We start from the raw sequence: 21,520 nt of genomic DNA on the forward strand, positions 1-21,520 counted from the left end.
CTTCTTTATTAAATGCACTATAATTTAATCTTTTAAGACCTTTATAATTTTAGTAGCTTCACCTATTTTAACCTCAACAAAATACATTGCTGATGGTAACAACGACATATCTAATATAGCATTATCACTATTGATAATTTGAGTCTGTAATAATCGCCCTGTGAGATCTACAATAGAAATTTGATCTATGATAGTTGAATTATTAATAAATAACTTGTTGTTTACGGGATTTGGACGAAATGAAAATTCTGAAAACAAATAGTCGTTTGTACTTAACGACGGCTCTTCACCAAATGAAAGATTATCTAAATAAGCTCTATCATCACTGTTTTTACCTAATTGTTGCAGCGATACTCGCAATGTACTTCCGGCGAAAGAAGATAAATCTACTTCTACATTTTCATAGTCTACTGCATTATTAGCATTAAAAGATACAAGCTCATTTCCGTTAACGATTATTCTAAATACAGATTCTGAACTAGAATTTAGAAATGTTTGTCTTAAATCGAAATTCATAAATAAATCTGATACACTCGTCGCATCAACTTCAAAATTCACTTTTGAAATAAAATTTTGATTCGCTATCCAGTTTGAATTTATGTTGCCTGTATTATACCAAGCGGTATCATCACTACCTCCAGTCATCATAATAACATCTTCTCCATTATCAGTAGTTAGTCTACATAATGTATTTTCGGTTTCTTCTAAAATTAAACCTTCAAGGTCATCACTATTAAAATCGAATGTTAAATCTGCTCCACTCACCATATCAATTACCTCTTCATATTCTCCTTCTAAACTAAAAGAATCCACAGAAATAGTATGCACAATAGACGAATAACCAAAATCTAATAAAAAGGAATAATCACCATTTACGACTGGCGTAAATGTTGTTTCTATGGTATGATAATTATAGAAGCCAAAACTAAATTCTGAAAAATAATTAATGTAATTATCTAAAGCGTCTGTTGTATTACCTTGACCTGTCCATATTTTAACGCTTTGAAAACTATAGTCACCCTGTTCTTTTCTAATTTTAAAGGTTAAAGTATAAGTTGTACCTGCCTGCATATTAAACATTGGTGTTATCATGTAGGCTTCAATTCCATATTCATCAAAAATGGCGTATAAATAATCGGTATCACCATCACCAACTTGATAAGCACTTAAATTAGAATTACTAGAAACCCAAACATCATCATTTTGAAAACAATCTGGTAATATACCTTGACCATAAGCCTCCATATTATCAAAGTTTTCAACCCATGGCACACTCTCTACATTACAAGCTGTAGTTGCATTTAATGGTCCAACCCATGCACTTGTTTCGGAAGACCCACAGTTAGTTCTCACATAAAACTCATAATTAGTTTCAATACCTAATCCTGTTATAGATGCACTATTAGTTGTTGTATTTACAGTATTTCCTGTGCCTTGCGTAAAACCTTGGATACCAAATTCAACTTCAAAAGCTGAGCCTGATCCTAAATTATCCCAAGACAACATAACACTTGTGTCTGAAACTGATAAAAAATCTACATTTAACGGTTCTAAACACGTTGGCCGCTCTTTATACTCTAGATCATCAAACATTACCATAGAGTAATCATTTTCTTCATTATGTTTTATAGCAATGTGGTGACCGTTTCCTGTATAGGTTGCAAAATCTATTAAAAACTCTTTTCCAAATATTGGAACTTCGTCTGCCCAAATAGTTGTAAATGGCACAAAAGTTTCAATATCTAATGGGTTTGTCATTGTACCAATTATAATCCCTGACTTGTTACCAGTTGAACCTGTAGATTCGTTTCTAACCCAAATTTTTAGAATTTTATTGGTATCTAAATCCGATAAAAATGGTGAAATTAAAACACCAGGCAAAGGTGATGTATCTGAATTATAATAATTTACAAAACCAATATTTGGTGATGAGCTAGGACTAACCACTAACCCTTCTGAATCAAAAATTCCAGAAACAGAACGATTATTTCTTGTCCAACAGAAATTTGGGATGCCACTATTCGAATTTTGATAATATGCATTATAACTATCAAAATTCTCATAAAAAGGAGCTGATTCTACACAGGTTATAGAAAACGCATAAGGTATACTCCACTCACTGTAACCAAAATCTACACTACAATATGCTCTAACACGATACTCGTAATTAGAAAACGTACTTAAACCATCTACCACAAAAGGATTTGAATTAGTCTGAATCACGGTACCATTGCCACTCACAAAACCAATAGGTCCATATTCAACCTCCCAGCTTTGTGGTGCTAGTTCTATGTTATTATCTTGCCATGCTAATGTAACTTCTCCTGTAGCTGTTTGTGTCGCTTCTAAACCCGTTGGTATCACACATGAATTTTCTGAATATTCAAAATCATCAAAAAGAATGACTTGACGCTCATTAAAAGCGGCTTGCCTTATTCCGATATATTCATCCTCTAAATAAAAGTTTGACAAATCGATTTCATATTGCGTCCACGTATCTTCATTCTCAGCAGCATTTGTAATGGTATAATACGGTGTAAATGTGGTATAATCATCTGGATCTGTCATGGTACCAATAACAATCTCGGTTGGTGTTGCATATGCACTAGAAATTGGATACATCCAAAACGAAACTCTTTTGTAATTATCTAAATCAATGAGCCTTGGAGACACCAAGATGCTTTGTTCTGAAACCTCATCGTGTAATGGATGGTTTGTTTCATTCATAAACCAAATTGCTTGCTCACCAGTATGCGCATCTGGCGTATTATAAGCACTATTATTATACACTCTTATCTGCCCTATTTCATCCCAATAAGACGATCCTACCTGTGGTAATAATCCTGTCCAACAATGCTCTAAAAAGCCAGTTGGATGATTTTCGAAACCTTCTTGATAGCCGACCTCGAATCCTGCACATTTTGTTGTAAACACTTGCTTAACCGACCAGTCACTATAACCTGATCCACAATTTGCTCGTATATAATAGTCATAGTCTGTATCTTCCACTAGATTAGAAATCGTAGTAAAAGAACTATCATTTGCCGTTATAACGGTTCCGGTTCCAATTTCAAAACCAGAAAACCCATATTCAATCTCCCATGATGTAGGGTTTGAATTTTCGTAAGACTCCCAACTTACGTCTACAGCATCATAACGCTTATCTAACACTATTGGATAAAGCGGTTCTGTACATTCTGGAATACTTTCATAGGTAAAATCATCTACGAAAAATTCACTTCCAACAAATTCGTCACCATGCTTAATGGCAATATAATGGTCAGTACCCGTATAATTATTGAAATAAATAGTATGCTCTTTCCATGCTACCACATCTTCTTCATAGCTTTTATACTCATTCATTTCTTCTGGTGTAATGGTTTGCACTAAAGTAAAAGTGCTACTATCATTGGGATTGGACATTGTACCGATATGTAAGCTAGACCTATTATAATCTGAACCTGAAGACCCTTGACGAGAAATTAACTGAAATCGGATTCTTTTTTCATTATCAATATCTAAAATTTCTCTTGAAACCAACATTAGATTATCGGCTCCGCCTCCTGCATTATCAAAACTATTAAAAAATTGAATAAACTGACTACCGCTATGTGGATATAAGGTTCTGTTTACACCATTATAATTAACATTAAAATCTTCTACTGCATAAATATTAATAATGGTATTATCCGTCTCTACGATTTTTGTCCAACATGGACTAATTGCATTTTCAAATTCAAAAGACTCAAAGTAATAGGCTTCAACTGGCATACACGTCGTAAAAAACGTAATGACTTCTGACCAATCTGAATACAATCCGCCTTCATCACATTTAGCTCTAACTCTTATGCCGTATTCGATACCTTCAAGCAGATTCTCTAAAGTAAAATTATTTGAGGTAACTATAACCGTTTCTTCAGAATTGTAGACATCAATCTGCTCAAACTCAAGCTCCCATTCTATATCAGATTCGCCAACACCCCAACTTACGTCTACAGTATTATCATATACTTGCTCTAAAGTTAAATCTGAAGGCACTTCACACAACACTGATTGAAGATAGGAAAAATCATCAATAACCACTTGGCTGCCATTATTAGAGCTCGCTCTTTGATATTTAAAGGCTATATATTTATCCGTTCCATTATAATTATTTAAGAATACGGTGTACTTTTCCCAAGCATTGCCTTCTACACTTCCATCAATAGTTTCTAAAGTTTCAAAGGTTGAATAATCTTCTGGATCCGTGATTGTTCCTACTTTTAATCCTCCATCGTAATTACTGATGTAAAATTCAATTTTTTTATCGTTAGACAAATCGGTAAGTAATGGTGACACCATCATAACGCCATAACTGGAATACGCGCTGGTATCTTCCATATATGCAGAATAACCATCGTCACCAAAATTATTATCGATAACCATTTCAAAACTGGTCGTATAACTATTAGACGAATATTCATAAGCCATCCAACAGGCATCTAATGTAGAGCTATTAAAATCATACGTATAACCTGCTGCATACGATTGTCCACACCCAATATCTACCGTAATTTTTTCTGACCAGTCACTACTATTGTTAGTATCACAAACAGCTCTGACATAAAAATCGTATACGAATTCCGTTGGTAAATCTGAAACACTAAAAGGATTAGAATTTACCTGAATGACCGTACCATCATCAAACCAAAAGCCTTCTTCACCATATAGAATTTCCCATTGTGAGGCATTATTCTCATCATTCCAAGACAATTCAATTTCACCATTTGAAATTGAGGTATTTGAAAAATCAGTTGGTGTTTGGCATGTGGGCATGTCAGAATACTCAAAACGATCTAAGTAAATAATTGACGTCCCTCCTATTGGCTCTTCTTCAATTTGCATATTGAATGCGATATAGGTATCCGACCCTGAATAATCATCGAAGTTGATTGTAAACTGTTTCCAGTCCCTATAAATCATATCCTCATAGGCTATTGTTTCTTTAGCTATGAAGGTATTTGCATCAGTTGGGTCAGTCATTGTACCAACCACCATATTTGCATTATTATACCTAGGATGTAGCCAAAACTTTATACGCTTACTGCCATTACTTAAATCACTAAATTCTGGTGACACTAAAAAGAGCTCACCATTTTGCTGGTAATCATTGAATTTAATGGTATTTCCACTACCTCCAAGTGGATATGAATAAGACACATCTACAATATTTGTATTGTATACCTCTGGATCTACACTAGGTAATCTCGACCAACAATTAGCAAATTCACTATCGTCAAAATTCTGAGTATATGAATCATAAAATGGCCCACAATCTGTGTGAATATTTTGAAGTTTAAACCAATCGCTATAACTACCTCCGCCACAATTTGATCGGATATAAATATCGTAAGTTGAATCTGGGTAAAGGTTATTTATCGTAGTATTATCTCCTATTCCACTGATTATAGTACCAGAACCCAATTCAAAATTAAGTGCACCGTATTGTATTTCCCAATCGGTTACGCCATTTGTGTTTGTCCAAAGTAAATCTGCTGAACTATCTGATAGTGCTGTGACATGGAAGTTCTGGGGTTCTAAACAATCTGGCGTGTTTTGGTATACAAATTCATCGATAAAGAAATCTGCATAATTATCTATTTGTACTTGATTAAATGCCACAAAACGATCATTACCAGTGTAATTTTCAAAATTTATAATGATTTGTTCCCATATTCCTTCTTCCATATTTGCAGAAGAAATCGTTTGATATGGTGTAAACGTTGACATATCATTTTGAATCGCAAGTGTTCCAACGATAAGGTCAGAATCACCTTCTTCATTTTTTAACCAAAATTTTATACGCTTAGAACTATTTAGCTCAAATAATTCAGGGGTAACAACAGCTCCTTCATTGTAATTTGAAATTTTAATAGCACCTGTTGATGCCGTCGTATTACCATCTTGTGTAATAAAACCACTACCTAAAGCTTCCCAACAACTATAAAATTCTCCACCGTATCCATCTTCAAAATCATAAGAATAATCTGCAACAATTGCAGGACATGCGGTTGTAAATTCATTTGAATGAGACCAATCACTAGTTTCACTTCCACCACAATTAGATCGTATGTAGAAATCATATTCAGTATCACTCTCTAAGCCCTCTAGTATAAATGGTTTTGAAGTTGCATTCACTAATACACCTGTACCAAGCGTAAAGTCTTCTAGACCATATTCAATATCCCAACTTGTAGCATTACCTAAACTTGTCCAATCTATTGACGCTTCTGTAGCATACGTTATAGTTTCAACATCTATAGGAGTTATACAATTTGGTGAATCTTCATAAATAAAATCATCTATATAAGCAATAGTATAAGAACCACTTAACTTAAAAGCCACATGATTTGCATCGCCTGTATAATTTGCAAAATCAACATGAATTTCCCTCCATTGATTCCCGCCTCCATCACTAAATGAAATACTCCTGTAAGGTTCAAAAGTTGTAATATCGTCAGGATCTAAAATTGTCCCAACATTTAGAGACGTTACTTCTGGTGAGTATAACCAAAATGATACGCGTTTAGAACTGTCAAAATTTGATAATTCTGGAGTAATTAGTAAAGCATCGTCGTTAGATGCCACGCGCATACCAACAGAATTAACACCAGAATAAGCTGCTCCAATAGTTTTTACATAGTAATAATTAGATATTGTATGTGGATATTTTCTCCAACATCCATCTATATTAGGTTGTGTTGTTGTTTCAAAACCTTGTGTATAATTAACTGCTACAGCACCACAATCTTCTGGACTACATATTTCTGTAAAATAACTATTATATGGTATTGTAAAATTTGATGTGGCATAAGCAACATCATCTACACAAATACTACTTAAAGACGAGGCATTATCTATATTAAAATATGTGAAAATTGTATTATTTCCATTTTTAGCATTGACAGTTTCTAACAAAAACCCACTAAGATCTAACCACTCTAAATTAGGGTTGTTAGAAACATCTACTGTTGACACATATAGTCCATCAAGTGATAAATACGCTAAACTGCTATTAAAACTGACATCTAGCTCTGAAATATTATTATCCGTGACATATAAATTATATAAGTTAGGATTGTTTGAAACATCTAAACTCGTTAAATTTAAATTACGCAGATATAAACTACTTAAATTAGGCATATTAGACACATTAATCTCCTCCTGATTAGTATACCATAATAAAATATTTTCGAGTGTGTTATTATTTGAAAAATCAACGGTACTTAAATTATAACAATAGGTGGCACTAAATAACTCGAGGTTGACATTATTCGAAATGTCTATATTTTCAATAGGATTGAAATTGATTTCAATTGATTTTAGCGCTGTATTAGAAGCGATGTCTAAATCACTAATGGAATTCGCCGAAACATTTAAAACCTCTAAATTTACATTTGATGCGGTATAAAGTTCAACAAGATCATTACCATTACAAGCCAATTCCTTTAAATTACTATTCTGAGAAATATCTAAAACACTCAACTCATTGGCTGCAATTTCTATTTTTTCTAAAGCAATATTTTGAGTTAAATCAACTGCTGTAATTTCATTATTACTGCAATTTAACGCTGTAATAGATAGAAAACTCTCAATACCTGTAAGTTCTGCGATATCAGATGATGCCACATTTATACTTCCTGCATAAGCTTCAGCCTCGGTAACCTGAATTTCACCATCGCTATTAGTATCAATAATAGGATCATGATTTAAAAGTGCGGTTTTAAAATTTGCATCAGGAATGGTTACATTTTGAGAAAATGACAATGATGTTACTGCAATACATAAAAGTATTGTAAAAAGGGATTGGTAAAACTTCATTTGATTGGTTTAATAGGTCAATTAGAGCTCACATTGATACGACAGCATTACTGCCAAAGTCGTAAAACTGTTAAATAAATGCTAAAATATATAACAAAAAAACCTTTCAATACTAAAATTGAAAGGTTTTAATTATGACTACATCTACTAATCAACTCTTAATAAACCGTTTAACAGTTTTAGTGTTACCAAATTGAATTTCTAGGAAGTACACTCCATTAGACAAATCGCTAACATTTATGGATTCTGTATTATTGATGTTTACCGTTTACTTTCTTCTACCATTGATTACAATAATACTCATTTGATTTATACACCATATGGATTATTATGTTTCTTGACAGAAGAATATGCTATGAAACCTGAATTTCTCTTACAAACTCCAAAGCGCGTTTTTCATTGTAGTATATATTTTCCTTATCCACAAACCCAACATGCCCACCATATTTTGGCATTTCTAAAAACAGGTTAGGATTATACTTCGCTTCTTTTACAGGATAACATTCTGCCGATAAAAAGGAATCATTAAGCGCATTAATAATTAAAGAAGGTACTCTAATATTTGGAAGAAATTGCAGACAACTCGCTTTCTCATAATAATCAAAAGCATCCTTAAATCCATGTGCTTTTGACGTATATACATGATCAAAATCTATTAAAGTTTTAATTGAATCAAAATCCGCAACTGATATATTATTAGGAAATTGCTCTAATTTTGGTTTCAACTTATCTTTTAAATGCGCTAAAAATCGAATCGCGTAATGTTTGTTTTTTAAACTTAATAATTCACCACAAGAGCCTTTTAAATCACAAGGTGTAGACACCGCAATAACCGACTTTAATTCCGTTGGAAGCTCCCTTCCTTCACCCACATATTTTAAAACCATATTAGCACCTAAGCTTATGCCTTTAATATAGATATCATCATATTGTCCTTTTGATAACACATGTTGAACCACAGCGTCTAAATCTTCTGTAGCACCTGAATGATAACTTCTAAACAATATGTTAGGTTCACCGCTACAACTTCTAAAATTCACCGCACAAGCATCAATGTTATGATCATTGAATAACTTTGCGGCTCCCGTAATATAAGGACGCTGTGCACTGCCTTCTAAACCATGAAGTAAAATAATAACTTTATTAGATTTTTGCTGTGCATAACTCCAGTCTAAATCTAAAAAATCGGTATCTTCTAAAATGATACGTTCTCTCGTTTGCTCTACTCCTTTTACCTTTCGTGCTAAACCTGAAAAAACGGTGGACACAAAACTCTTTTTGGACCAGAATGGTGGTTTGTAGGTGGATTCTATTACTGGCATTTTCAGTATTCTGTCTTTAGTTTTTTAATCGGGTGATCAAGTTAAACGTCAGTTCGAGTGAAATTGACTTTTTTCAATTTTGTATCGAGAACTTTTTAAAGCATTAATTACTAAAAACTTCTCGCTACAATTTCTCATGCTTCGAAATCACTCGAAGTGACAACTATGATGTGAATGTTATATATTATTTAAGCACAGTAAACTCAATCGATGAATCATTAAACACCTTATGGGTCTGCTTTTGAAAATCACTTTCCTTAGCTTCAAAAATATTATCTACGTACGTCTGTGGATTCGCGTCTATATACGGAAAAAAGGTGCTTTGCACTTGTACTTGAATCTTATGCCCTTTTTTAAACGTATGAAACACATCTTGTAACTTCAAATTAACTGACGTCTTTTCGTTTGGTACAAGAGGTTCTGGTTCTGACATACTATTTCTAAAACGACCACGTAACACTTCGCTTCGTACCATCATGTGGTAATTGCTTAGTTTTAAGTGATCTTGAACATCGTCTGTGTTTTCAGTATCTGCAGGAAATACATCAATCACTTTTACAATCCAATCAGCTGCTGTTCCAGTTGTAGACACCTTTAATTTTGCTGAAATATCACCAGCTAACGTGATATCTCCGTCTAATATTTCAGTTTCAAATGTTAACACATCTGGTCGTCTTGAAGCAAAACGCTGATCGTCTGTCATGAATTTACGTGGTGTAAATCCAACACCTATATCTTCCGTATATGGCACGGGCTTCATTGGGTCGCTAATAAAATCTGACGTTGCCAGCATACGATTCGCTTGTTTTGTTAAACGTTCGTAAGGTTGCATAAAGTAATCTTGTTTTGTCGTATTTTCTGGTGGCCAAGTTTCAAAAGACTGCCATTCTTTTGTCCCTGTATTAAACATTTGTGCTTCAGCCAAACGAGTGCCTCCATCAGCTTCACCTTTTAAGAAATGATTAAAGAACTTGGTTTCCATATTTTTCTGAAAATAATCAGAAATACTATCCCCAAAATGAATATTTCCTACCACTTGTCGTTCGCTATTTCTAGCCCAATCACCATGGCTCCATGGCCCAAATACAACCGTATTGTAATTATCGCTATTGGCTTCAATACTTTTATAAGTATTAAACGGACCGTATAAATCTTCCGCATCAAATAATCCTCCGACAACCATAGTGGCTGGCTTAATGTCTTTTAAATGTTGAATAATGCCTCTAGATTGCCAAAATTCATCATAAGTCACATGTGTTTTCAGTTGCTCCATAAACACATTGGTACTATCGTAGTACTCATCTAACTTACTTAAGGGCATATGATCTAAGAAAAACTGATGTTGGTCTTCTGTTTTTAAATCTGGTAATGTATACCAAGATTCCGTTGTAGGTTGATCTTTCATATATCCAAACAAACCTGTGGCTCTCCAATAACTCAATAAATAAGCACCATTATGAATAAAATCATCAAAAAAGAAATCACCAATACAAGCTTGAGGAGACACGGCTTTTAATGCCGGATGTGAGTCTAATAAAGAATACGTGGCATAAAATCCAGGATAAGAAATCCCATACGTTCCCACGTTACCATTATTATAGTCTACGTTGTTGACTAACCATTCAATCGTATCATAAGTATCACTGGCCTCATCATATTGGGTTCCTGTTTTATTCGGAATGTAAGCGCGCATGTTATCGTAAACCCCTTCACTATTCCAACGACCTCTCACATCTTGATAGACCATAATATTACCTTCTTCCATGAGGTTTTTATTAGGACCTAATTTAGCTTTAAATTCATCTTCACCATAAGGCCTACAGCTATATGGAGTTCGCATCATTAATATCGGATAGGTTTTGGTCGTGTCTTTTGGTGTATAAATGGTGGTGTGCAGTTTTATACCATCGCGCATGCTAATCATTACTTCATTTTTGGTATAATTATCTTTTGCAAATGTATTTTCAACCTTTTGATCTGGTGCGGTTTCTAAAGCTTGATGCTCTTCTTCTTTACAATTGAAGCCTATTAAAAACGTAAGAAGGATGAAAAAAATTTTATGGTTTTGCATATCATTAGATTTTGAAGATTGAAAGATATATATTTTGAATTTATTATTTCTCAACAAATCCAAAAGGTAATAGAATCAATAGAAATGTTACGATTAAGCCTCAACGGATGTAAATTCAAACTTTCCACCATCAAACAAGCCTTTATCACTTAATTTTAAAGCCGGAATAACCAACAAAGCCATAAAGGATAAACTCATATAAGGTGCATGAAGTTGACTTCCCAATTGTTTGGCCATTTTATCGAGTTCTGAATATTGTTTCCCAATAACTTCGGCATTTTTATCACTCATAATTCCTGCAACAGGCAGTGCAACTACTTTCTCTTCTGTATCACTTACTGCACAAATTCCCCCTTCATTTTCTACTAATAAATTCACGGCTTTACAAATCGCTTCGTCCGACACTCCAATAGCAATTATATTATGCGAATCATGACCCACAGAACTTGCAATAGCTCCTTCTTTTAATCCGTAATTTTTAATGAATGCAATGGCAGGCTTGTCATTTTTATAACGATTAACAACCGTCATTTTTAAAACATCGGTTTCAGTGTTAGACACTAGATTCCCATTTTCAATCTTAGAATCTACGATGATTTCATTGGTTACTAATTCTCCATCTAAACATTCAATCACTCTAATTTCTTTTGCATCAGATTCAAATCTAAAATCTGAAACCTCTTTTTTATCAGTGTTGAAATTATTTAAATTCTGAAAATCTACATGCTTCACATGTGAAACTCCATTAGCAAACACCAACTCACCATTAATATAGGTTTCAAGCGTTTTAAAATCTTTTAAATCTTCTACAACGATACAATCTGCGTCATCACCTACCTTTAGCAATCCCACATCTAAATTGTAATGTTTCACTGGGTTTACACAAGCTGACTGCAAAACTTTAAATACATCAATTTCTTTTGCTACTGCTCTTGCACACAATTGATTAATATGCCCCAATAACAAATCGTCTGGATGTTTGTCATCGCTACAAAACATCATATTTTCATAATGTTCATCTAACAAGCCAATTAAGGCTTCAAAGTTTTTAGCTGCACTACCTTCTCGGATAATGACCTTCATTCCTTTTTGTAGTTTTTCTAAACCTTCGTCATAAGAAAAACACTCGTGATCTGTAGAAATTCCTGCTGAAATATATTTGGTTAAATCCTTACCTCTTAAACCTGGTGCATGTCCATCTACGGGTTTATTATAATGTTTAGCCCATGCTATTTTCTGTAAGACTTCCGCATCATCGTAAATGACTCCAGGATAATTCATCATTTCGGCCAAATACTTAATATCTGGATTCTCCATTAAGGTTTTAATAGCGTCAGAATCAATAACAGCGCCTGCCGACTCAAAACTTGTCGCTGGCACACAAGATGGTGCTCCAAAATTGAATTTAAAAGGAGTTTGTTTTCCGTTTTCAATCATAAATTCCACACCTTTGACGCCGAGTACATTGGCGATTTCGTGTGGATCTGAAACTGTGGAAACGGTACCGTGATTCACCGCTATTTTAGCAAACTCACTTGGTACCAACATAGAACTTTCAATATGAATATGAGCATCTACAAAACCTGGTAAAATGTAATGATTTTCGTCGCAATCTTGCTCTACGATAGATTCAATTTTTCCAGCTTTAATTGTAATTTCTCCTTTAAAGATTCTACGATTCTCAATATCTACAATGTTTCCTTTTAATTTCAAACTACTCAATTTATTTTTATTATTAATAACAGACTATCTAACAACCTATCTTATTTTATTTCAATTATTTAACATAGAACACTTAAATATTAAATTTAATAATATTTTTAGTATTAGTTTTTACTTTAAAACGCTCATCCCCGCGTTTACCAACAACCCAAATCACGTTATTATCTGAAGTTAAAACCCAAGTATTTTCTTTTTCTATTAAGGAGGTTTTTTCGTCTTTAAGGTATTTACTCACCTTCTTTTTACCTGTCATCCCTAAGGGCTGAAATAGGTCTTCAGTTTTCCAAAGTCTTAATTCCAACGGAAATTTTAAGCGGTCTTTATCAACATAAATGATGTGGTTTGATGTTTCAGAAATCGCAACAACTTCGCTAATAACCAAATTACCAAAAGGTGTGTTTATAGCCGTGTCACTTTCTTGTATATATAGAGAGGCTTCACTTTGCTCAGCATGAGATAACGTTGCTAAGATTAAATGGTCGCGATGCTTGATTAAACGATGTGAATTAGACCTTACCAATTTGCCTGATTCTGCATCTAACAAATCGAGGACATCATTCCATTCTGTAAAACCGTAATGTTTAAAGGTTTCGAATAGATACGCTTTAGGATTCGTTGTGGTTTTAAATTCTGAAATCCTAAAGGTTGTCCCAAGATGATCATCAGAGACAATGGCACGCTTTTTAAACTCCGTTAATTGCTCGTCTACGATTAATGCGGTATCATTAAGATGGCTTAACGTATTTTGAAAACTATCTAATAATTGCGGATTGATTTCTTTTAAAATCGGCACCACTTCGTGTCTTAGCTTATTTCTTAAATATTTACGAGAGGCATTACTGGCATCTTCTCGCCAAGTGATTCTCTGTTCTTTTGCAAAAGCTTTAATTTGTAATCTCGAAAATGGCAATAATGGTCTTACCACATTATCGTTTATCATCGGAATTCCCGTTAAACCATTTAAACCCGTTCCTCTTGTAAAATTAATGAGGAAGGTTTCAAGGTTATCATCTGCGTGATGTGCTGTAAGAATATAATCGAAATTTAGCTGTGTTGCTAATTCTTTAAACCAGTTATACCGTAGTTCTCGTGCAGCCATTTGAATAGAACATTTGTTTTCGTCAGCATACATCTTCGTATCAAAGTTTTGAATAAACACTTCAATATCTAAAGCATCAGCTAATTCTACAACAAAAGTTTCGTCCTTATCACTTTCTTCGGCTCTTAAGTTGAAATTACAATGGGCTAATGAAAAATTAAGTTTCAAGTTATGGCATAAATGTGCTAAAACCACACTATCTATTCCACCAGAAATAGCAATGAGTAACCTACCCTCTTTTAAAATAGAAAGGTTTTTATCGATGTGATTATTGAAGTCTTTTTGCACATCTCAAAGGTATTGAAATTATTCATTCCTTCAGAAGTACATATACTCAAACTTTTAGGGTAACTGAACTTTATTCTCCGGTGTTAAAATGACTTTTATCATATTGATGTGTATTCTTTTTAATTAACTTTAAAAGAATTTAAAATTATTAGGTCATGAGTGTAACAGAAAAATTAACATCAGAAACGACACGAAATGCCTTTGAAAAAAAGGTGCTTTCTGCAATACCGCATTTACATCCTTATGTAAAACACAGAATTTATATTGCTGAAACTACAGGCATTTTACCAAAAAATATGTTTTCGTCTAACGGCATTATTGACGAGAGTATTATTCTTCTTTATGATAAGGATTTTGACATAGACGCAGAACCTTTAGCTGTGAAGTTAGAGCTATTTAAAATAGTGGATAACTATATGAATTTACTATTTAAAAATGAAGCGCATCACAAAGAAACCATAAGCACAGATGCTTTACTTAAAAAAGAATTAGATAAACTTAGTGAAGAGTATACTATTGATGGCGATTTTGATTATGTCTTAAATACAGAACTTAACGATATTTCTTACAATCAGAATGAAAATGACATTTTACAACTTTATTCTGACAAAGAATCTTCCATTTTAAGTGCTTTTGAAATTAAGGATTTATCTACGAAACAATCTTCATCAGCTTTCAATAAATTGTACAATTGGCTCCCTTTCAATGTGTCTAACATTATGGATTTATACATTTTTGGGAAATTAGATTTTGAATCTATTGCTAAAATTAAAAAACTAGAAGAGAAACGTGTCGTGGATATTTTTGATAAGGTTAAGCGCACGTTTAGACGGCATATTGAGTAGTAGTTGTTGTTAGGGTAAACAAACTATTACTCAGGGTTACACAAAGAAGGCACGAAGATGCACAGAGCAATTTTTCTAGATGATGAAATGATATTTTAGTGTTAAACCTTAAGAAAAAGCACAAATTGAAACTAAATGTCTCACTGAGCGCAGTCGAAGTGCAGATGAAAATTGAGACTGAAAAACTATCCTTCTAACGCTTCTCGCATGGCTTTTGCTTTAATTAAGCATTCTTCGTATTCTTTAAGTGGGTCACTTTTTGCAGTGATGGCGCCGCCTACGGAATACGAAATGTATTGTTTAGTTTCGTTATAAAGTATACTTCTAATTATAACATTAAAATCGAAATCACCATTGGGTGTAAAATAACCAACAGACCCCGAGTATAAACCGCGTTTGGTTTCTTCAAGGTTTTCAATAATTTGCATTGCGGACAATTTCGGAACTCCTGTCATGCTACCCATTGGGAACGTCGTCTTCACAATTTCAACAGGATTTGTATCTGGATGAATTTGAGACTGAACTGTAGAAATCATTTGATGCACTTGCAAAAATGAATACACTTTGCAAAGCTCCTTCACCTCTACACTTCCTTTTATGGCTGTATGCGATAAATCGTTTCGCACTAAATCTACGATCATAATGTTTTCGCTACGCTCTTTTAAGTCTTTAGATAAATCGTTGGCGAGTTTTGTATCTTCTTCTATATTTTCAGAACGTTTAGCAGTCCCTTTAATAGGTTGTGAAATTACTGTGGTACCATCTTTTTTAATATAACGTTCTGGCGACGCAGACATCATATATTTATCTTCAAACTTTAAGAAACTTGCGAATGGTGGTTTTGAAATAGCATTGAGCTTCTTAAACGTTTCCAAGGGATTAATTTCACTGTTTTCGGCATAGAATTCTTGACAAAAATTCGCTTCATAAATATCCCCTCTTTGGATATGAGCTAGCATTTTATTGACTTTTTCGAAATAGTCGTCTTTATGAATTCTAAGTTTTATTTTTATAGGGGTTTCGTTATGAGCCTTCTCGACTGCGTTGGAAGTGACATCCGATTCTAGTAATCTAATATCATCCTCAATCTCATCATCAACCATTTTTAGGTACTTGATTTCAACGTGATTATCTTTAATTAAAAAGAGTTTTTTGGGTTGAAAGAAAAACAAGTCAGGAAAATTTAAACCGTCAAAATTTTCAGATTTTAAGTGTTCTGTGGTGTTTTTTAAATCGTACGTGAGGTAACCGAAAATCCAATCGTTAGTTATATTTTGATATTCTTTTAAGCGCTCAAAAGCATCAAAAAAATCCGTACGCAACGTTGTAAAAGCATCTACAGCTAAAATCGCGTCATAATTGCTGTATGGCTCGTTGTGATTATTAGAATCTAACCACAATATATCATCGAATTGTTGCGACCAAAGCAATAAATTTCGCTTAAAGTGCTCTATGTTTTTAGGCCGATGAATTTGTGTTGTTCTCAATAGTAAAATAATTGCCGCAAGTTACCGAAATAAAATTATTTCTACAGTGTAGATTTTATTTGTTGAAGGTTCAAAATTTAGAATTACACCCCTAAAGTCACCTCAAGACGACAATTCTTAAAAAACAATTCATGTTTTTTTTAGCGCAACAGTGAGACTGTCCCCTTGAAGAGACTTTAGGGGTATTTTCAAAGGATGAATTCTACAACTTCTATTGAATTAAAAAACCTTTTAGGATAATTAATAAGAATTGTATATTTCAAAAAAAATACGCAACATTATGTATAGCTTAAAAAATGACGTCTTAAACATCCATATAAAAACAATAGGTGCCGAATTATGTAACATCACTTCTGCACAAAACGCTACTGAATTTTTATGGCAAGCAGACCCAACGATTTGGGGTAGCCACGCCCCAAACTTGTTTCCTATTATTGGTAGCATGAAAAATGACAGTTACACGTACAATAATAAAACGTACCACATGCCAAAGCATGGTTTTGTAAGACATAACGATAATTTTATTGTGAAAGACCAATCGGATTCTAGCATCACATTTAGTCTAACATCTAATGATGAGCTTTATAAATATTATCCCTTTTTATTTGAGTTTAAAATCACGTATACGTTATTAGGAAATAAGCTAACTATTAATCATACTGTGACAAATCGCGATAGAAAAGCCCTTTATTTTTCATTAGGTGGACACCCCGCTTTTAATTGTCCGCTATCAAAAGATGAGACGTATACTGATTATTATTTAGACTTTGAACATACTGAGGATAGTCAAACCTATTTGTTAAATATGGATAATGGCTTGCTAACAAATGACACGAAACCAGCATTTTCTGATGGTAATAAAATTAAGTTACGACCGGACTTATTCAATGCAGATGCCTTAATTTTTAAAGACTTAAAATCTAGAAGTGTAAGCTTATCACATCACACAAGAGGAAAAGTTTTAACCGTTAACTACAGCGGCTTTAAACAATTAGGAATTTGGGCCAAACCAAATGCACCTTACGTTTGTATAGAACCGTGGTTAGGCATTGCAGACCATGAAACTACAGACCAAAAAATTGAAAACAAAGAAGGAATTTTGAGTTTAGAATCAGGTGCCATCTTTGAAGCCAGTTATAGTATTGAAATTGACCAAAAACATTTAGTGTAAATACGTTCCAAAGTTGTATAATCAAAACTTAAATAGTTTTCATTTAATAACCTTAAAGTCTTAAATTTTATAAAAAGTATCTTATTTTGCCTCTAACAAATAACCAGTTACATATATGAATCGCCAAATCTTTAAAGGAAACTCAACCTTTCACCTACTACTACTCCTATGTTTTTTAACTCAATTTACGTTTGCTCAAGATCAGGACTCGTATGGTTTATTATGGAAAATAGAAGGCAATAACCTAAAATCTACCTCATATTTATTCGGAACCATGCATATCGATGATTCTAGAGTTTTTAACTTTAGTGATGCCGTAATGCCAGCGATTGAAAACACAGAATATTTTGCTTTGGAAGTAAATGCCGATTCGCTCATGGTAGCAATGACGAGGAAAACATATGATATTACTGCAAATGATTTCTACAAAAAACTATTAAAACCCAAAGACTATCAACGGCTTTTAAAACGATTTAAAGAAATTAATAGCTATTCATTAGAAGACTCAGAAATTATGAGTCCAGATCAAGTTCTAAGCCTACTTGTACCAGATATACATAAAGAGGATGATAAATCAACCTTTGTAGATTTCTACCTTTTAGGTCAAGCACGAACTATGAACAAAACGATTGTGGGATTAGAAGATGTAGACGATCAAATTAACTATTTTGATAATTTATCTGATGAATCAAAAACCAAACAAATTTTAAGTCATTTAGATATTGATGTGGATAGCATTAATAGAACTAAGGAAATTATGACCAAAATATATGCTACTGGTGATTTAAATAAAATCGCTGAGTTTGTAGATAATTTTGATGTTATTGACAGCACCATGATGGCAAGAAACCACGTGATGAAAAATAGCATCATAGACATCATGCAGAAGGGAAGTTTGTTTGCTGGAGTTGGTGCTGCTCACTTAGTGGGAGACAACAATGTGATTGAATTACTACAAAAAGAAGGTTACGACGTTAGCGTTGTAGAAGCTGAATTTACCGGAGTTGCAGACACCTATACAATTGATACTTCAAAAGGATTTTGGTATAACTATGAAGATACAGCATTAGGGTTTCATCTCGAATTACCTAAACACCCAAATATTAAGGAGGATTTTGACCAGTTTATTATACGCGGTTACGCTGATATACCTACTAATACAAGTTATCTGTTTACGGGTTTTGATACAGGTTATGCGCTAACACAATCTCAAATTGACACCTTAATGGAAAACATGGTATCTAATGTCATTGAAAAAAGAGAAGGTGAAGTTATTAGTCGAGAACAACTTCCGGATACCGATAAATTTGGCTACGATATTATAGCTAAACTGCCTAATGATGTTATGGTAAAAGCTAGATTTGTTGTTAAACATAATCATTTTTATTATTTCTCAGTCGAAACGCCTCAAGCGCAAATCAACGAAAATTCCGTTCATCGTTATTTTAATTCCATCACAATTGATGGCATAGAACCAGTTGCTAAAATTGAAGGCTGGAGAGAATTTAAAAGTGAACAAGGAGCATTTACCATTCAAATACCTGTTGAAGCCAAAGACATATCCAGAGAACAACCAAATCCTATAGATGCAGACGGAGCACCTTATTTCCTTAATCTTTACATGGCAACGGATACCGAAAATTTAAATAATTATTTAATAAGATATAACGACCAACCTATAGGTTATTTTCTTCAAAATCCTGAAATAGCATTTCAAGAAACCGAAAATGGATTAGCACAAACATCCACAATGCTAGCCGAACCTAAAGTTATTTATTTAGATGGTTTTGAAGGACGAGAATACGAGGTAAAACTTAACGACAAATACCATTGTATTGTACGCGCATATTTCAGAGGAAACAGAACGTATCTTATAATGAAACAAAAGATCAACGAAACCGAAAAAGTGAGCGCTGACGATATTTTCTTTGAGAGCTTTAAATTATTGCCTTACCAAAAATCAAAACTCACTGAGTATGAGTCACCAAATAATGCGTTCAAAATGAAATTATTTGAACCGGTTAAAGAAGAGATTGATACTTTAAATCAAAATGATTCTAATGTTATTGACTCTTACGATTATACCACTGTAAACTCAAATACAGGAAGCATCTATCAATATGGCTATAATAATGTCGGTAAGTACTTTAGAATTTCAACTTTTAAAACATTTCTTGAAGATTACAAAAATGGAATGACCGAATATAATGATAGTATTATAGACGAGCATATCGTTGTAAAAAATAATGATTCCATTATTCAGTTTACAGCTCAAAATAATTTATTTGACAACAAAAACCGTGTAACGTTGAATCAGATTTGGTATAAAAATTACAGAATTCATATTGTGAAGGCCATTGTAACACATGAGGAAATGGAAACAGGAATCGTACAAGATGTCTTTAATTCAATAGATGAAAAACCTGTAAATTTAGATTTTGATGTATTTGAATCTAAAGCCAAATACATTATAGAAGATTTAAAATCTAAAGATTCCATAGTCTATAATAGAGCCCTAAAAGCTTTTGAGTATTATGAATTTGATAAAGACGATTTACCTATTTTAAACGATGCACTTAACTATTCATTTTCGAATGAAACAAGCGATGAGATAAAAGCAAATTTAATATATGAATATAGCCTAATCGATGATGAAGCCTCATTAGATGTACTTGAGACGTTTTATAACCAACCTTCAACATCAGATATTTTAAAATCTGCTATTCTCATTGCAATTCCAGATATTGAATCAGAAAAATCCTTGCCGCTTTACAATAAATTGTTCTTTTCTAATCCGCCAATTGAAGAAGAATCGTATGATTATAGCTTGTTTCAACCTTTTACCGACTCATTAAGCTATGCCCTAGAAAATTATAATAAACTGTTATCATTAATGTCTGCTGGGCAATTTAGAAGTGATATAATTTATATTTCTAATGACCTTTATAATTCAGAGTTAGATGCCAAAAATATTGTAGTATCTAATTATAATAAGATTCTAGAGTATTTAGTTACAGATTCCGAAGTATTTTTTAATATTCCACCACCAAGCGATGAGTACGATGAAGATTATGACTACACGTATTATAATTTAATGGTAGCTTATTTGAACAGTCTGAATACAGTGAAGTATGATGACAGTATTAGCAACGCTTTTACTTCTAAATTATTAAGCAGAGATGATGACAGATGGTTGCGATTGTTAGCTATTACTGCACGTATCTTTAATAATTATTCCATTTCGGAAGCTGTATTACATCCTTATTTGGAAGATATGTATTTCAGGTTTGAAATTATGGAAGCCTATCATAAAATCAACAAATTACAAGATGTAGATAAAAAATATCTTAAAGAAGAAGCATTCGCTAAACTATCCTTTTACAACTATGTTGGTGAAGATGGAGGCTATCCAGATGACATCAAGATTTTGAAAAAAATTAAAGAGAATGATTCCGAGTTTTATGCTGTTAAATGCGACTATATCGATGAAGATCCAAATGAAAATGTTTCGTACATAGGTATTGTCGGTCCTATTGAAACCGTATCACAAGATACTGAATTTACAATGTATAGCGCTTATACGTATTGGGACGAATATGACGATGACTGGAAGACTAAAATAGAGACTCTAATCACAGATTTTTTAGAGTTGTAG

Annotated in this window: 10 protein-coding genes; 3 read left to right on the forward strand and 7 right to left on the reverse strand. The window is 33.3% G+C overall.

Translation table 11 applies throughout. The annotated features are described in order from the left end of the window. Positions 1–24 precede the first annotated feature (24 nt). From KO515_RS16345 to tilS, 6 genes are all read right to left on the reverse strand, one after another. The gene (locus KO515_RS16345; protein WP_215937410.1) at positions 25–7,860 is read right to left on the reverse strand and encodes a T9SS-dependent choice-of-anchor J family protein; all 7,836 of its coding nucleotides are present in this window, start codon (positions 7,858–7,860) and stop codon (positions 25–27) included. A gap of 151 nt (positions 7,861–8,011) precedes the next feature. Beyond that, complete coding sequence (locus KO515_RS18950; protein WP_215937675.1) at positions 8,012–8,119, reverse strand: T9SS type A sorting domain-containing protein; 108 nt, start codon at positions 8,117–8,119, stop codon at positions 8,012–8,014. A gap of 94 nt (positions 8,120–8,213) precedes the next feature. Further along, entirely contained in the window at positions 8,214–9,182 is a 969-nt protein-coding gene (locus tag KO515_RS16355; protein ID WP_215937411.1) for a YheT family hydrolase, read from the reverse strand. A 184-nt stretch (positions 9,183–9,366) separates the two neighbouring features. Next, positions 9,367–11,253: a CocE/NonD family hydrolase gene (locus KO515_RS16360; protein WP_215937412.1), complete on the reverse strand. Its 1,887-nt coding sequence runs from the start codon at positions 11,251–11,253 to the stop codon at positions 9,367–9,369. Positions 11,254–11,346: 93 nt separating this feature from the next. Further along, on the reverse strand, positions 11,347–12,966 hold the full coding sequence (ade, locus tag KO515_RS16365) for an adenine deaminase (RefSeq protein WP_215937413.1): 1,620 nt from the start codon (positions 12,964–12,966) through the stop codon (positions 11,347–11,349). An 82-nt stretch (positions 12,967–13,048) separates the two neighbouring features. Continuing rightward, positions 13,049–14,362 carry a tRNA lysidine(34) synthetase TilS gene (gene tilS, locus KO515_RS16370; protein ID WP_215937414.1) on the reverse strand — a complete coding sequence of 438 codons (1,314 nt, stop codon included), beginning with the start codon at positions 14,360–14,362 and terminating at the stop codon, positions 13,049–13,051. A 155-nt stretch (positions 14,363–14,517) separates the two neighbouring features. Here tilS and KO515_RS16375 point away from each other — a divergent pair, with 155 nt between their 5' ends. Further along, a complete protein-coding gene (locus KO515_RS16375) occupies positions 14,518–15,207 on the forward strand; it encodes a hypothetical protein (RefSeq protein WP_215937415.1) in 690 nt (229 codons plus the stop codon). A gap of 185 nt (positions 15,208–15,392) precedes the next feature. On the opposite strand, the gene KO515_RS16380 is transcribed toward KO515_RS16375, so the two are convergent. Next, entirely contained in the window at positions 15,393–16,694 is a 1,302-nt protein-coding gene (locus tag KO515_RS16380) for an anthranilate synthase component I family protein (RefSeq protein ID WP_215937416.1), read from the reverse strand. 280 nt (positions 16,695–16,974) lie between these two features. Between KO515_RS16380 and KO515_RS16385 the strand changes: the two genes are divergently transcribed. Continuing rightward, positions 16,975–17,865, forward strand: a complete 891-nt coding sequence (locus KO515_RS16385) for an aldose 1-epimerase family protein (protein WP_215937417.1) — start codon at positions 16,975–16,977, stop codon at positions 17,863–17,865. 115 nt (positions 17,866–17,980) lie between these two features. After that, positions 17,981–21,520 (forward strand): TraB/GumN family protein, encoded by a 3,540-nt coding sequence (locus tag KO515_RS16390; protein WP_215937418.1) that lies wholly within the window; start codon positions 17,981–17,983, stop codon positions 21,518–21,520.

This window comes from Winogradskyella psychrotolerans, assembly GCF_018860545.1.
GTDB classification, from domain to species: Bacteria; Bacteroidota; Bacteroidia; order Flavobacteriales; family Flavobacteriaceae; genus Winogradskyella; species Winogradskyella psychrotolerans_A.